Here is a 16,548-nt window from a genome sequence, read left to right as displayed (position 1 = left end):
ATTATTTCCTTTAACTAAACTTCATCAATCAAATTCAAAATCCGCTTATCCGACACCTGATACTTCGTGCCTAACTGCTGTGCAAATAAACTCACACGCAATTCTTCTATCATATAGCGAATTTCCGCCACTTCATCAGAAATCGGTTTGGATTTCGGCAGTTTAGCAAGCAATTGTTGATAAGCCTGTTGCACTTGTTTCACGCGTAGCATCGCGGCACGATCACGATTCACATCTTGAGCGAGTTTATCAATACGTTTATCAACGGCTTGTAGATAGCGCTGTAAATCCGGTAGGCGATCATAACCGCTCTTTTGCACAAAACCTGGATAAATCAATCCGCCTAACTGTGCCTTAATATCGGAAAAGGCAAAGGCCATAGTAAAATCCATTTTGCCTTTTAAACGTTGGTTTAAGGCGTGATTGAGAGATAGGATTTGTTCTACTTTCTGCGCAATATCCACGGTCACTTCGTTAAGGTTTTCTCGAACGAAATCACGTAATTTTTCAAAGCCTGCTTCATCCCATACAAACCCGCCAAAATCGGCAATCAGTTTATCCACCGCACAAGCAATACAGTCGTCAATCAAATCCAACACACGACCGAACGGGGTAAAATACAGCCCCAATTTGGCTTTATTCGGCAATTTTTCATGCAGATATTTAATCGGTGATGGTACATTGAGTAGCAACAATCGACGCAAACCTTCTTGCATCGCCACTGCTTGCTCAAACTCTGTTTCAAACAGTTTAATACCCACCGCATCTTTTTCATCCACAATGGCTGGGAACGCTTTGACGCTGAAACCGCGTTGTTTTTGTTCGTAACATTGTGGTAAATCTGCAAAGCTCCAAATATGTAGCCCGCTTTGCTCAATGCCGTCATCTGCCACAGCAGAAATGCTTTCCTGCACACGATCTTTTAAGTTGAATTTCAGCTCATCCAAATTCATGGATTCGGCAATTTTCTTGCCATTTTCATCCACCACACGGAACGTCATTTTCAAATGGCTTGGAATTTGTTCCCAATTCCAATGTTCCGCTTCTACGGTAACGCCCGTCATACGACGTAATTCATAAATCAACGTATCCAATAACGGTTTTTCCAACGGCACGGCACGACTTAAAAAAGCTTGAGCATAATTAGGTGCAGGCACGAAGTTACGACGATAAGATTTCGGCAGAGATTTAATCAGCGCAATCACCAATTCTTCACGCAAGCCTGGAATTTGCCAGTCAAAGCCTGTCATTTCCACTTGGTTGAGCAACGGCAACGGAATATGCACGGTCACCCCGTCCGCATCGGTGCCTGGTTCAAATTGATAAGTTAATTTGAGTTTTAAATTACCTTGATGCCAAAAATTCGGAAAATCCAGCTTGCTCACTTGTTCCGCATCATCATTAATCAAGAATGAACGTTCAAAATTAAGCAATTCAGGATCTTTTTGCTGCGTCTTTTTCCACCAGGTATCAAAATGTTTTTGGGAAACCACTTCCGTACCAATACGCTGATCGTAAAATTCAAAAAGCGTACGGTCATCCACCAAAATATCGCGGCGGCGGCTTTTGTGCTCCAACTCCTCTACTTCTCGAACGAGTCGTTGATTTTCTTTGAAGAATTTATGTTTGGTATGCCAATCCCCTTCCACTAAGGCAGATTGAATAAAGATCTCGCGGCTTACCGTTGGATCAATAGCACCGTAATTCACTGGCCTTGCAGCCACAATCGGCACACCATAAAGCGTGACTTTTTCATCTGCAATCACTGCCCCACGAGATTTCGACCAACGTGGTTCGGAATAGGATTTTTTAATTAAATGCTCAGCAAGTGACTCAATCCATTCCGGCTCGATTTCTGCCACCATGCGCCCCCAAAGTTTGGAGGTTTCCACTAACTCTGCGGCAATCACCCATTTCGGTTGTTTTTTGAAAAGCACAGAATTGGGGAAAATTGCAAAATGGGCATTACGTGCACCAAGATATTGTTGTTTCTCCGCTTCTTTTAAACCGATATGGGAAAGCAAGCCACTTAAAAGTGCGGTATGAATTTGCTGATATTCTGCTTTTTCGGAATTAATCGGCAACCCCATTTCACGCACGGTTAAGCGAATTTGATGATAAATATCTTGCCATTCACGAATACGTAAATAATTTAAGAAATCCTTTTGGCATTGACGACGGAATTGGTTTTTGCTCAATTCTTTTTGTTGTTCTTGTAGATAACGCCAAAGATTGAGGAAAGCCAAGAAATCTGATTTCTTATCAGCAAAACGACGATGTTTTTCATCGGAAGCTTGCTGTTTTTCTTGTGGGCGCTCGCGAGGATCTTGAATGGATAATGCGGCGACAATAATCATCACTTCATGCAACGCACCTTGAGAGACGGCGCTCAGCAACATCTTCGCTAAACGAGGATCCACTGGGAGTTGAGATAATTGACGGCCTACTGCCGTTAATTGACGTTTCTCACCTGATTTTGTGCGAACCAGTTCAAACGCACCCAATTCTTCCAACAGTTTTATCCCATCTTGAATATGGCGTTTATCCGGCGCATCAACAAATGGGAAAGCTTCAATATCATCCAAGCCCAATGCTGTCATTTGCAAAATAACGGAGGCTAAATTGGTGCGCAGAATTTCAGGATCGGTAAACTCTGGGCGAGAATTAAAATCCTCTTCCGAATATAAACGAATACAAATCCCTTCACTTACACGACCACAACGACCTTTACGCTGATTCGCAGAAGCCTGTGAAATGGGTTCAATCGGTAAACGTTGTACTTTGGTACGATAGCTATAACGGGAAATGCGCGCTGTACCTGGGTCAATTACATATTTAATGCCCGGCACAGTCAATGAGGTTTCTGCGACGTTGGTCGCCAACACGATGCGATTTAATCCGCTAGGATGGAAAATTTTATTTTGTTCTTGCGCAGACAAGCGAGCAAAGAGCGGTAGAATTTCCGTGTGTTTTAGATTTTGTTTTTGTAAAGCTTCGGCGGTATCGCGAATTTCACGCTCACCGTTCATAAAGATCAAGATATCGCCCCGACCTTCCGCTTGCAGTTCATCCACCGCATTAAGAATGCCTTGTAGCTGATCTTGATCGTCTTCTTCCACTACGGGACGATAACGCACTTCAACAGGATAGGTTCTGCCTGAGACTTCGATAATCGGGGCATTGTTGAAATGTTTGGAAAAACGTTCCACATCAATGGTTGCGGAAGTGATGATAAGTTTCAAATCACGACGGCGTGGTAAAAGCTGTTTCAGATAACCGAGAATAAAATCGTTGTTTAGGCTTCGTTCGTGGGCTTCATCGATAATCAAACAAGAATATTGATTGAGAAAACGATCGTTTTGAATTTCAGCTAACAGGATCCCGTCGGTCATCAATTTGATTTGCGTATCATCACTGATTTGATCGTTAAAACGAACCTTATAACCAACTAAACCGCCAAGCTCCGTTTCCAGTTCTTCCGCAATACGCGCCGCCACCGAACGAGCGGCTATACGGCGTGGTTGAGTATGACCAATCATGCCTAAATTGCCGAAACCTAATTCCAAACACATTTTCGGCAACTGGGTGGTTTTACCTGAACCGGTTTCCCCAGCCACCACAATGACCTGATGTTCAGAAAGCAGTTTTTGAATTTCTGCTTTGCGTTGGCTAACCGGTAAACTCTCTGGAAAAACAATCGGATTTTTGACCGCACTTTTACGATTTTCTACACGTAATTGGGCCTGTTCAATCTGAAGCTGAATTTCAGCAGCCACAGCTTGTTGAGCTTCTTGGCTTTTAATTTTTCCAATACCATGAATGCGGGCAGATAAACGACGTTGATCCACCAGCATGATATCCTTGAGTTTCGAAAAGAGAGATTGTTGTATCGGGTTTAATTCACGTCTGACTGATTTATTCTTCATATCTATTTACTTTTAAAACCACCGTAAGCCAAGCAAAGCCAACCAATTAAAAAGAGCGTACCTCCAATCGGTGTCACCCAAACGAGGAACTTACCCGCACCAAGCGCAAGTGCATAAAGGCTGCCACTAAAAAGAAGGATGCCATACGCCCAAGTCCCTGCAGCAAGATTAACTATTTTGTTTGCAACCAATGATTCACGGCATAATTGCAAAATGCCAATCGCTAAAATCGCAATGGTGTGGAACATTTGATATTTCACACCCGTTTCAATCCACGCTAATTCTTTAGGCTCTAAAACCTTGCTTAATCCATGTGCCGCAAAAGCACCAATTGTCACACACAAAAAACCGCTCAATCCTGCGATAAATAACCATTTGTTTTTCATTTAAAATTTTCCTATTAATATCGCTAAAATACCGGCGGCGATAAGTGGACCTACCGGAATACCGCCTAAGAAAGACACACCAATAATCGTACCAATTAATAATCCAGTCACTAAAACGGGTTGTTCTCCCATTAATGGTACCCCTTTGCCTGCAAGCCACGCCACTAATGCCCCGATTAAAATAGAGATTCCCATTTTCCAATTTAAAAATGAACTGAGATCAGGCAATTGGATTTTCCCCGAGACTAACGGCGCAAGCACACCAATCGTTAAAATGATGATCCCAATTTTTATCCCGTATTGCTCAAGTATGGGAATGTATTTGGATAATAAGGTTTGCTGCATGATTAATAACACAGCCGCTGAGATGGTAATTGCGCTGTTTTGACTCATTAAACCTAAAATGATTAAGAAAACCAACAATAACGCTATCACATTGAATTGTAATGACATAATACCTCTAAAGTGCGGTCAGAAAGATGACCATTTTTTGGCATGTAAAGTTTTTGTAAATTATACCAATTTCTTGCTTTTCTGTGTTTTTTATTTACCTAAAAAAGGCTAGAATACAAGAGAATTTTCTTCTCATACTCCCTGTTTTTACTAAGGTTTTTGCCCTATGTCGAATGCCGTCAGCCCTGAATTAATTAAAACTGTTGTTCTACTTGCAACCAGCGTAACCATTGTGCCACTTTTTAAGCGTATTGGTTTAGGTAGCGTGTTGGGTTATTTAGTGGCAGGCTGTTTAATTGGTCCTTCCGTTTTCGGCGTAGTAAAAGATGCAGAATCAGTTCTGCATATGGCTGAACTAGGTGTGGTGATGTTCTTATTCATCATCGGTTTGGAAATGCACCCAGAACGTTTATGGGCAATGAGAAAAGCAATCTTCGGGCGAGGTTTTCTACAAGTCGGACTATGTGGCGCATTGCTGACCTTTGCCGGTATCTATATTTTAAATCTTCCAAAAGAAGTCGCGTTTATTGCAGGTATGGGCTTTACCCTTTCTTCTACCGCGATTGTAATGCAGGTATTAGAAGAACGCGGGATTACGAACACACCAAAAGGCCAACGGGTGATTTCAACCTTAATCTTTGAAGATTTATCCATTGTGCCATTATTGGCTTCTATTGCCTTTTTAACGCCTGAAACCAAACATATTGAACATCAAACCAACTGGACATCTATTGCTATTGCACTCGGTGCCGTTGTCGGTTTAGTGGTTGCGGGTAAATGGTTAATGAACCCTATTTTCCGCTTAATTTCAAAAGCTCACATTCGTGAAATGATGACTGCAGCCGCCTTACTTGTGGTATTAGGCGCAGCCTTAGCCATGGAAGCAAGTGGCCTTTCAATGGCGATGGGCGCATTCGTCGCCGGTGTGATGCTTTCAGAATCTGCATTCCGTCACCAACTCGAAGCGGATATTGAACCGTTCCGTGGTCTATTGCTCGGTCTCTTCTTTATGGGCGTAGGGATGTCACTTGATTTAACCTTGGTGTTCGACAATGCACTTTGGTTATTAGGTATCGTGTGCCTTTATATCATCGGCAAAGCCTTAGCCGTTTACACTGTTGCACGTATTACGAAACTTGACCGAAAAGAATCCGTTGGACGAATGACCATCATGGCACACGGTGGGGAATTTGCATTCGTACTCTTCTCTGCTGCGACCACTGCAGGCGTGATGACAAAAGATCAAAATGCGACTTTTACCGCTGCCGTCATTATCTCGATGTTATTCTCCCCATTAATTGGTTTATTGATGCGTAAAATTAACCAACGCAAATCAGCGAATCAAGAGGAAAAAGTCGATACTAGTGATCTTGATCCAATTATGGATTTAGAAGATAGCGTGCTCGTAATTGGTTTTGGTCGTTTCAGCCAAATCGTGTGTCAATCGCTTCTTGTTCGAGGTATTAACGTCTCGGTGATTGACCGCAACATTGAAAACATTCGTGCAGCAGCGAAATTCGGTTTTAAAGTCTATTACGGTGACGGTATTCGTCTTGATGTTTTACGTGCAGCGGGTATCGAAAAAGCTAAATGTGTTGTCATTGGGATTAACGATACACAGCGAATTGAAAATATTGTTGAGAATCTGAAAGATGCTTATCCGAAACTCCCAATTTTGGCTCGAACTTATGACCGTAAAACGACAGTAAGTCTTATTAAGAAAGATGTGGACTTTATTGTACGTGAGACCTTTGAGTCTGCCCTCACGCTCAGTCATGCAACCTTAGTGCAATTAGGTGTAAATAAAATTGAAGCAGATGAAATCATTGCGGAAGTTCGTTATTTAGATCAAGAACGCTTGAATGAAGAAGTTTTACATGGTTTCTCAACGGACATCATCCGAAAATATTGGATGCCTAAACCCTTCATCAAACCACATTCTGATGCTGAAGCATTAAATGAAGAAACGGCTGAAATCTTAGAAAAAGAAGATGAGATCAATGATGCAGCTGCGGTCGAAACCCTTCTTCATGATGATTCTGAAACCGAAAAACAAAAAGAAGTCGAATAATAAAAAAGCCCGATAAATTATTATCGGGCTTTTTTATTAGGCTTTCATTGTCACAAGCCAGCAGTTGTGGATTTGTTTATTTCGCTCAAAATCAAGCGGTAAGGTTTTCGCTGAAATTTCGACCGCACTTAATCCCAATTCATCTAACGCCTCAAAATCCATTTTAAAACCACGTTTATTGTTCGAGAACACGATGGTACCGCTAGGGCGTAAAATACGTTTGAGATTACGCATTAATTTGATGTGATCACGTTGTACATCCCAACTGTCTTCCATACGCTTAGAATTCGAGAATGTTGGCGGATCCACGAAAATTAAATCAAACTGGCGATCACATTTCTCTAACCACTGCAAACAATCTGCCTGGATGAGCTTGTGCTGCTTGCCTTCAATATCATTTAAAATCAGGTTTTGCTCTGCCCAGTTTAAATAGGTGTTAGACATATCCACGGTCGTCGTCGATTTTGCCCCACCTAATGCCGCATGCACTGTTGCGGAACCGGTATAAGCAAAAAGATTAAGGAAATCTTTGCCTTTTGCCATTTCGCCAATCATTTTACGGGTTAAGCGATGATCTAAAAATAATCCTGTATCCAAGTAATCCGTTAGATTCACCCAAAGCTGTGCACCGTATTCATTTACATAGAAATATTCGCCTTTATTGGCCAATTTTTCATATTGATTCATACCTTTTTGTTTTTGACGGACTTTCAAAATCAGTTTATTGGTTTCAATACCGGTGACTTGTAAGGTTGCAGTCACGGCATCCAATAAACGTTGACGGGCTTTGTTTTCATCAATATTTTTGGGTGCGGCATACTCTTGCACCACAATATGATCACCATAACGATCCACCGCTACGTTATATTCCGGTAAATCAGCATCATATAAACGATACGCATCAAGGCCTTGCTGCTTCGCCCATTTTTCAATTTTCTTGATATTTTTCTGCAAGCGATTCGCAAAATCTACCGCTACCGTTGATGTGCGGTCAAATTCAAGCGGATTTTCAGCCGCACTTTCTTTACGTTCTGAAATTTGATAATTCTTCTGAACACAATCTAACGGGCCATTTTTCGCTTTAAATTGACGATAAGAACGCATACGCAAGCAATCAAGCAACGTAGATTCACTACTGAAAATCGACGCATTCCAACCACCAAATTCATTTTTAAGACGTTGTCCAAAGACTGAATACAGCGCAATCAAAGCAGGAGTTGTGCCTAAACGTTCACCGTAAGGCGGGTTACAAATCACTGTTCCCACTTCATCTGGACTTGGATTTTTTAATGCGGCGACATCACCTTGTTTCCACTCAATTAAGTGTGCTACGCCTGCATTTTGTGCGTTCTTTTGTGCTTTTTTCAGTACGCGATGATCGAGATCGAAACCATAAAAATGCGGTTTTGGATTTTGATTAAAATAAGTTTCAGCCTGCTGTACTGCTTCTGCTTTCACCTTATCCCAAGCATCTTGATTATGCCCTTTCCAGCAATCAAAGCCCCAATGTAAACGATGTAATTGCGGCGCAATTTGTGCTTCCATCTGTGCCGCTTCGATTAACAAAGTACCCGAACCGCACATTGGATCCACTAATGGAGTCCCTTTTGTCCAACCTGAACGAAGCACAATCGCAGCGGCTAAGGTTTCACGTAAAGGCGCTTGACCTGTATCTTCACGATAGCCACGTAAATGCAATGCTTCGCCACTTAAATCAAGTGAAACAACGAGTTCTTCTTTATTTAAATAAGCATGAATTCGCACATCCGGATAGTCTTTATCCACATTTGGACGCGCTTTCCCTTGGCGTTCAAAATAATCCACAATGGCATCTTTTACACGCATCGCACCAAATTGAGTGTGACGAATTTCTTGGTTTGTCCCGTTGAAATCGACAAAAAATGTGGTTTTCTCATCAAAATAACTTAACCAATCCTGCCCTGTCACAATTGAATACAAGTCTAAATCACTATATACCTTGCCATTTACAATCGGTAATAAAATACGTGAAGCTAAGCGTGACCATAATAAGCTGCGATAAAGTGTTTCATCATCAGCCTGAAAATGTACGCCGCCTTGTGCGATTTTACATTCCGTTGCACCAAGCTCAGTCAGTTCGACTCTTAAGAGTTCTTCAAAACCACGGGCAGTTGTGGCAAATAGTTGTTTCATGGGTTTTCTCGATAGGGAAAAATTGGGCGAATTATAGCACGAAAGTGCGGTTAAATTGGGGGATATTTCAAGAATATTCCCCCTCTTTTATAAAGAGGGGGCGAGGGGGAGATTTTAATTATTTACTTAAACATTGAGCATAGCTATCAGCTGTTGCTTGAAGGAAATTCGCATAAGAATTTGGACCAAGCTGTACGTTATCGCCAATAGGATCTAAACGACCTACGTTAACTTTTGTACTTTGAGCAAGAGAATCAATCACTTTTGGTGTGAATTGAGGCTCCGCAAAAAGACAATTTACACGATGTTCTTCAATTTCTTCTTTGATGTGAGCAATGGTTTTTGCACCTGGTGCCACTAATGGATTAATGGTGAAATAACCAGTTTGATTTAAACCATAAGCATCATTGAAATAGCTATAAGCATCATGGAATACAAAGAAGCCTTTATCTTTAAGTGGCGCTAATTGTGCTTTGATCTTGTCGCTTTGCTCAGTCAAAGTGCGGTTAAAATCAGCTAAGTTTTTCGCGATGAGCTCTTTTTTATCCGGATATTGTTCTGTTAATTTATCCGCGACTTTCTGTGCCACAATTTGGCTAATCGCTGGTGAATACCATAAATGCCAGTTCACACTTAACCCATTTTCATCCACATCGTGGTCGTGATGGTCATGACCGTGTTCGTGCTTATGATCGTGTCCATGTTTATGATCATGACCGTGCTCGTGTTCATCGCCTTCATGATAATGTTCATGATGGACTTTGCTTAAAAGCGGTTTAATTTCTGGAATATCAGAAATATTGATGACTTTTTTACTATCAATTTGGCTAATTGGTTTTGCTAAGAAAGCATCAATATCTTCACCAACCCAAAGCACTAAATCTGCAGATTTCACTTTTTGCACATCTGAAAGTTTTAAGCTGTAATCATGTGGAGAAGCACCAGCTGGTACTAAAACCTGTGTATCTGTCACACCGTTTGCAATAGATGATGTAATAAAACCGAGGGGTTTCACGGATGCTAACACATCTGCATTTGCCATCATTGGAAGGGTTAAAAGTGCGGTAGAAATTGCACTCATTTTTAATACTTGTTTCATGTTTGTTTCCTTACTTTTATTGGGAATTATTCTCAAAGCCAACATAGACTACTCCTTTTTGATAAAATTGCAACATTCCAAATAAAAAAATGAAGTGATATTTCTTCATCTTGTTAAATACTTTCATTCATAAAGAAAAAGCAACGTTTTCACGTCGCTTTATTTCTTTATTTTAATAATTTATCGATTACCCGAGAAACGGCAAAAAATCCAAAAGTTGCGGTGATCATAGTTGCCGCACCAAAACCATTTGCACAATTCATGGTAGCTGATACTTCACAGCCCTCGCCCATTTTAGGGAAAATCAGAGGCTGGGTGGAAAACACCGCATCAACTGCAAACTTACGTTGTGGATTTTGAGTAAAATTGAAATCCTTACGTAAAACTGACCGCACTTTTGCCAATAATGGATCTTGAATCGTTTTGCTTAAATCAGCAATTTGAATTTTCGAAGGATCGGTCTGACCACCTGCGCCACCAATGGTAATAATCTTGATTTTATTACGTTTGCAATAGGCAATCATCGCCGCTTTGGTTTTCACATTATCAATGGCATCAATGACATAATCATAGCCACGATTTAAGTATTCTGCTTGATTATCTGGTGAAATGAAATCATCGATAATATTCACCACACATTCTGGATTAATCAGCTTAATGCGCTCTGCCATCACTTCCGTTTTAAGCTTGCCAATATTGCCGCTTAATGCAGGAAGTTGACGATTAATATTGGTGACACAAATATCATCCATATCAATCATGGTGATCTGCCCTACGCCACTCCGAGCCAATGCTTCCACCACCCACGAACCTACGCCGCCAATACCAATGACGCACACATGAGCCTGACGCAAACGCGCCAAGCCTTCTGGTGTGTAAAGGCGGCCAATGCCGCCAAAACGTTGTTCGTAGTTATCGACTCGAGCCATTATTGTAGCACCCAAACACGTCCATAGTGTTTTGATAAACCTGCGATATGGCCTGCCTGATCACCAATACCACGATATAAGTCAAAGTGGTGACCATTTACCGCACCGCCCACATCAAGTGCCACCATTAAGTGTAATTTGTGTGTACCCATCCAGTTACCATCATTATCAATATCCGGCACTTCAACTAATAATACGGTTCCAGAAGGAATGACATTACGGTCAGAAGCAACAGCAGCCATTGGCACTAAAGGCACACCTGCAGAACCTTTTACTTCACCCGTTGGATCGTTTTTAAAGAAAACATAAGATGGATTACGTTCTAACAATTCTCGTACTCGAGATGGGTTTGCTTTCCCCCATTCACGAATCGCTTGGATAGACATTTTTTCTTTTGGAATTTCACCATCTTCTACTAACAAACGACCAACCGCTTGATATTTATAGCCATTTTGGCCAGCATAGGCTAAATAATTTAAATTGCCGTCACCATAATCAACATAGCCACTCCCCTGTACGCCTAATAAGAAGTTATCCATCATTGAATCACTGTAAGCGAGCTCTAAGCCTTGTCCAGCTAATGCACCATTATAAATTTCTGCACGGCTATAACGTTTATAACTTGGCATCGCATAAATTGGATGTTGATATTGGCCCTGTGCAGTACGGCGCGCATGAATAACCGGTGAGTAATAACCTGTCATCAACACATTTTGATAACCATCGAAACCTTTCATAATCTGTGGGTTAATGCCGTATTGTGCTAATTCATTCACATTAGCCCCTGCAAGTACCCAGTTAGTGATTTTGCCATAATTCGCCGCAAAGCGATTTGTTAATGAATTTGAATAATCACGAACATTCGTCAACTGCGTTAAAAAATCACCTTGATTAACAACCGCACTTTTGTTCTCCACGGAAGCCACTGGGCTTAAAATAGCTTGTTGATAATTACGTCCACTATACTTTGCACCAAATTTTTGTGGATCGTCGCCTGTCGCAGTACGCGGCAAGCTAGAATTATTTTTTGAAGAGACTTTACTTGGTGCTGAACCACATGATGCAAGCACTGAAACAGCCGCCATTACAGAAAGAATTTTTACGGCGAGATTTTGACGAAATTTCATTCTTATTTTCCTAAATTAAACTAACTAATACAAAGTTGCATACGCTATCAAAAATTCCCTTTTAGGACTAGCACTATTTCATAAAATGATTAATTAATATTCACATTGTTTATTTTCTTAACAAACAGAAAGTCAAATTCAGTTTAAATCTTGCAATAATTTTTGAAACGAGTATATTACGCGCCATCAGACGCGGGGTGGAGCAGCTTGGTAGCTCGTCGGGCTCATAACCCGAAGGCCGTCGGTTCAAATCCGGCCCCCGCAACCAAATTATAAAGCACCGAAATTTCGGTGCTTTTTTGTATTCAAAGTGACTGTTTTCTATTCTAGAAGGTTGCCGTCAACCCAAATTTAATCGTTCTTCCCGGTGCAGGCATGGAGGAACGTGTCATTGGATCAAGATAATAACGATCGGTTAAATTTGTCGCAGACAATGACAGCGCAAGATTCTCATTCACTTTGTAATTCATATACGCATCTACCAAGAACACTGGTTGCCAACGTGGGTTATTATTGCTATTGGCAAACCAACCAGCATCACGCAAGGATTTATTGCGGGTTTCTTTTACATTGGTGTGATACACCATGCGCGTGCCAACTTCTAATCGTTCATCTAAGAAACGTACACCAAGATTTGAGGTAATGCTGTATTTCGGTAAAATGGCATTTTTTAAGTAGCCGTTTTCATTACCACCATTAACACATTCGGGATAGGCTTTAAATGTACGTATATCACCCGTACTACCAACATCTCGAATTGCTGAACTTTTATCGCAGAATTTATTTTTGATGTTGTAGCTAATACCGATATCACCGAAGATGCGACCTTGATCATAACGAGCGGATAATTCTACACCTTCTAAAATCCGTTTATCAAACTGCTTCATCTCATAATTAATATCACGGTCAAAAATATTTTTCGTGGTGTTTTTGTACCAATTTAGGCGAATATCCGCACGGCGTAAACTTGGGAAGAAACCACGTAAATCATGTACATAGCCCACTTCAATATTTTTGCTGTGTTCCGGTTTACGTTTATAAAGTGGCGTGAGAATATCAATGGAATAGCCAATGGTATCTTCAAAAATACTCGGCATACGTTTGGTTTCATCATAGCGCACATAAATTCTGGCGTTATCACTTAAAAATGCGGTAGCACTAAAGGAAGGTGCCCAAGCGTGATCTTTACGCTCTGCCTTTTTCATTTTTTCCCACTGTTCTTTGGTTATTGGTGTTTTTTCTGGCGAACCGGAAAAATCAGCACCAATGTCATATAAATAATCTTCTTTCCCGGTTTGTGGATGGATTGCTTTTTTTTCTAACATTTCTTTTGTAATGCGTCCATCCGTAAACGGAAAATGCTCAACAGAAAAATTACCATATTCGTCCCGTTCCCAATAAATAGTCTGCGTTGCAGATTCATCCCATTCACCATTATTATTACCACTGAGCTGTAACCAACTATCATATTCCTCATCTGTGGTTGGAGTCCAGCCATGTGAAACAACATACTCATCACGATCATCAAGCCATTTTTGTAATTCTGGTGAATCATCAGCAGGTATTGGATATAATTTTTTAAATTCTGCCTCAAGAGAAACTCTTAAATTATTTTTTCTTTCAAAATTTATATAGTCTTGTGTTATTTCAGGGGCGACTTGTTTCAATTTTCTTACTGTAAATGGAATACGTGATTCGGTTAATACCTCTTCCTGTTTTAAGTTTGCAATTTTCTCCTGCAAACCGCGATCCTTAGATTTGTAATGGGTATATTTCATCCCGGCAGTCAGTAATAACCAATCGGTTGGTGAATATTCAAATTTAAAGCCTGCATTGAATTCATTTCGGTTGCCTTTTCGATTTCCTGAACGAGCAGAGTTTGATACTCGGCAAATACCATGTAAATTGCCTTCCACACAGGTAAGGTTTTCCCCTTCTGTTTTAGCATCAGTCTCGTATTGATTAAATGCAGTAAGTTGATATTTATCCCAAAGCTCATAAACATTGGTACTGTCTAAAGTTTCACGACGGTAATTTGTCATAATGCTTAAACGAAGTTTTGGACTTAGTTCCGTGACATTGCTAAAGGTTATTCCCATATGATTATCACGGGCAAATTGCACTTGAGCGGGTTGAGTATTAAAAATCCCATCAATATTTTTAAATTTAGGATTTTTCATATATTCTTTTACTTTATTATGAAAAATTTCATAAACGCGATCTTGTGCTCGTTTACGTTCAACAGGATCTTCTATCTGATCAAAATCATAAGCTTTATCACCGAGTTCATTAACCAGTTGGATGTACGCTTCACTTCCAAGTAATTGAGTTTCATAATCGCTAAAAAGCACATCGCCCGGTGAGCCGCCCGATGTATTAGTTGCCGTATCATTTTTTACTGCCCAAACACCTATCTTTAAATCAAGCCATTTGTTATCCGGCGGGTTATAGGAAAACTCAACATTACCTGTTTTTTGTTTTACATCTGCTAGTGGCCATTGGGTGACGGTATTACGCGCAGCATAGTTATAGCCAAGTCGGGAAGGCATTATGTCACCATAATTTATTTGCGTGTCTCGGAAGTTCGCTGAAAGTGAAGTATGTTTATTAAAGTGGAATTTTCCCTTTAATAACCAAGATCGGCTTTCATAAGATGTATTTGGTACTTCTTCACCCGGTTTATAAATTCGAGCAATGAGTGGAATATAAGGGTCATCGGAGTTTTTATCTAAATTAAGCGGGCCGGTTGTTCCTTCACCGTATTTTTTTCCTCCCCGTTTACCAGCAAAATAATTCCCTTTATTACGATAAGCATACGCCCCTAAGACTTCATAACCATCGTCTTTTGCGGCTAACGCTAAACGTACAGCATTATCGTGTAAAGGTTTGTTTCTGCCTTTTTTTCTTGGGCTAATCCGATCATCATCTTTAAAATACAACGCCCATTCAGCTAATTCAGCACGCCCATCCGGTGCAACAAGTCGATAATCCTGCCCAATAGGTATGCCTTCATAAGGACGAGCCTTAATGGAATTGTTGGCTGTCTCCGTTTTAAGCTCAATGCCCCATTTCTTGCCGGGTTTGATGATGTCGTCGGGGTTGAGCGTCGTCATACGAATCGTACCTGCCGCGCCGGAGCGTAAAGTGCGGTCTAAATTGGGACCTTTTTCCACATTTACTTCACTCACTAAAAATGGATCAAGATAGTTACGATTACTTACACCGGAATAACCGCGCCAAATGGTAATCGCCTGTTCAGTATCATCAACTAATACAGGAATCCGACCTTGTCCCCAAGAACTTCGAATGATTGGATCAATCGCACCGCCATTACGCGCATCGCCACTATAGACGCCTGTAATACCACTTAATAAATCAGATACAGATTGAGAATGATAAGTTTCAATTTCTTTTTTGCTTTTATATTCAGTGACATTGTTTTTACTATAAACCTCATCTTTACCCGCTAATATCTTATTTTCTGCCGTTGCATTAACATTAATGGTTTCCAATTGATTTATTTCTTCCGCTAGAGCTACTAAAGGGGTTATCCCCATAAAAGAAAAAAGCAATAAAGTTGCGGTGGTGTAATTTTTTTTTGAGTCATCCATCTCAATCCTCCTCAATCTAATAATGATAATAATAATGATATTTATTATTATATATTGATCATTAAAAAAAACTATCGCATAGATCGGCTTTATATTAAAAAATGAGAACAAGATCACAATTTTAATTTTTATAGAATACTAAAAAATAAAAAGGCACAATGTTTTGAAACATTATGCCTTTATTTATCAATCTTATTAGATTTGATACTTTGTCTTATCGCCAATATCAAAGTGCAATGACATTCGCCATTTTTGAACCGCAAGAATCAATAATAATCCGCCGACAATTAACGATAAAATTCGAGTAATCCAACCCCCTTCAAATACCCAAGCAAACCAAAGTGCGGCGACAAATGCAGGTTGTAAATTTAATAGCGGTACTCTAAAACAGAAGTATTCTTTAAAGCATAAACCGCCCAGTGTGACTAATGCACCACCTAACGCTAATTCATGCCAACCTAAAAGCGCACATAAGAGTGCAAGCCACATGGCAAATTGAAATGTTAAGCGGAAATGCTTTAAATAAATATGAAGCGATGATGCACAACAAGTTGCTGCAATTAATACGGCAATTTGAGCCTGTTGAGGATACCAAGTTAAAGCCAAGATGCTAAATGCTGCAATCACAAAGCCTGTACGATAAATAATGACGGTGAGTTTATCCCAAACATCCATTGGAGATTCAATATGTGGATCAGCCATGCTATTTCCTTATTTCTGATGATAAAAAGTGCGGTCAAAAATACTCTCATTTTTGACCGCACTTTATATTGA

10 protein-coding genes and 1 tRNA gene are annotated in these 16,548 nt (G+C 40.3%); 2 read left to right on the top strand and 9 right to left on the bottom strand.

The genetic code is table 11. The features are described from left to right. Positions 1 to 14 precede the first annotated feature (14 nt). From hrpA to DPV85_RS02380, 3 genes are read right to left on the bottom strand one after another with little or no spacing between them, the layout of a single operon-like run. Complete coding sequence (hrpA, locus tag DPV85_RS02390; RefSeq protein WP_111326834.1) at positions 15 to 3,926, bottom strand: ATP-dependent RNA helicase HrpA; 3,912 nt, start codon at positions 3,924 to 3,926, stop codon at positions 15 to 17. A gap of 2 nt (positions 3,927 to 3,928) precedes the next feature. Then, a complete protein-coding gene (locus DPV85_RS02385) occupies positions 3,929 to 4,312 on the bottom strand; it encodes a DUF423 domain-containing protein (protein WP_111326832.1) in 384 nt (127 codons plus the stop codon). After that, entirely contained in the window at positions 4,313 to 4,765 is a 453-nt protein-coding gene (locus DPV85_RS02380) for a DUF441 domain-containing protein (protein ID WP_111326830.1), read from the bottom strand. Between the two features lie 166 nt (positions 4,766 to 4,931). Between DPV85_RS02380 and DPV85_RS02375 the strand changes: the two genes are divergently transcribed. Then, positions 4,932 to 6,836 carry a monovalent cation:proton antiporter-2 (CPA2) family protein gene (locus DPV85_RS02375; protein ID WP_111326828.1) on the top strand — a complete coding sequence of 635 codons (1,905 nt, stop codon included), beginning with the start codon at positions 4,932 to 4,934 and terminating at the stop codon, positions 6,834 to 6,836. Positions 6,837 to 6,872: 36 nt separating this feature from the next. Here the strand turns inward: DPV85_RS02375 and rlmKL are convergent, their stop codons facing one another. The 4 genes from rlmKL to mltA all read right to left on the bottom strand — a co-directional run bounded on the left by rlmKL (position 6,873) and on the right by mltA (position 12,163). Beyond that, positions 6,873 to 9,008, bottom strand: coding sequence for a bifunctional 23S rRNA (guanine(2069)-N(7))-methyltransferase RlmK/23S rRNA (guanine(2445)-N(2))-methyltransferase RlmL (rlmKL, locus tag DPV85_RS02370; RefSeq protein WP_111326826.1), 2,136 nt, complete (start codon positions 9,006 to 9,008; stop codon positions 6,873 to 6,875). Positions 9,009 to 9,126: 118 nt separating this feature from the next. Then, positions 9,127 to 10,107, bottom strand: a complete 981-nt coding sequence (gene znuA / locus DPV85_RS02365) for a zinc ABC transporter substrate-binding protein ZnuA (RefSeq protein ID WP_111326824.1) — start codon at positions 10,105 to 10,107, stop codon at positions 9,127 to 9,129. A 167-nt stretch (positions 10,108 to 10,274) separates the two neighbouring features. Next, the gene (tcdA, locus tag DPV85_RS02360; RefSeq protein WP_165816455.1) at positions 10,275 to 11,036 is read right to left on the bottom strand and encodes a tRNA cyclic N6-threonylcarbamoyladenosine(37) synthase TcdA; all 762 of its coding nucleotides are present in this window, start codon (positions 11,034 to 11,036) and stop codon (positions 10,275 to 10,277) included. Next, on the bottom strand, positions 11,036 to 12,163 hold the full coding sequence (gene mltA / locus DPV85_RS02355; RefSeq protein ID WP_111326820.1) for a murein transglycosylase A: 1,128 nt from the start codon (positions 12,161 to 12,163) through the stop codon (positions 11,036 to 11,038). The genes tcdA and mltA overlap by 1 nt, the downstream gene beginning before the upstream one ends. Positions 12,164 to 12,354: 191 nt before the next feature. On the opposite strand from mltA, the gene DPV85_RS02350 reads away from it, so the two are divergent. Continuing rightward, positions 12,355 to 12,431: transfer RNA gene (locus DPV85_RS02350), tRNA-Met, on the top strand. 58 nt (positions 12,432 to 12,489) lie between these two features. Here DPV85_RS02350 and DPV85_RS02345 read toward each other — a convergent pair. Next, positions 12,490 to 15,774, bottom strand: coding sequence for a TonB-dependent receptor domain-containing protein (locus DPV85_RS02345; protein WP_111326818.1), 3,285 nt, complete (start codon positions 15,772 to 15,774; stop codon positions 12,490 to 12,492). A 195-nt stretch (positions 15,775 to 15,969) separates the two neighbouring features. Then, positions 15,970 to 16,476 carry a DUF2301 domain-containing membrane protein gene (locus DPV85_RS02340; protein WP_111326816.1) on the bottom strand — a complete coding sequence of 169 codons (507 nt, stop codon included), beginning with the start codon at positions 16,474 to 16,476 and terminating at the stop codon, positions 15,970 to 15,972. Positions 16,477 to 16,548: the final 72 nt, after the last annotated feature.

The sequence above is a fragment of the Haemophilus parainfluenzae genome (assembly GCF_003252725.1).
Taxonomy (GTDB): Bacteria; Pseudomonadota; Gammaproteobacteria; order Enterobacterales; family Pasteurellaceae; genus Haemophilus_D; species Haemophilus_D parainfluenzae_L.
The sequence above is the reverse complement of the archived record's forward strand: the minus strand, read 5'-3'. Positions and strand labels throughout refer to the sequence as shown.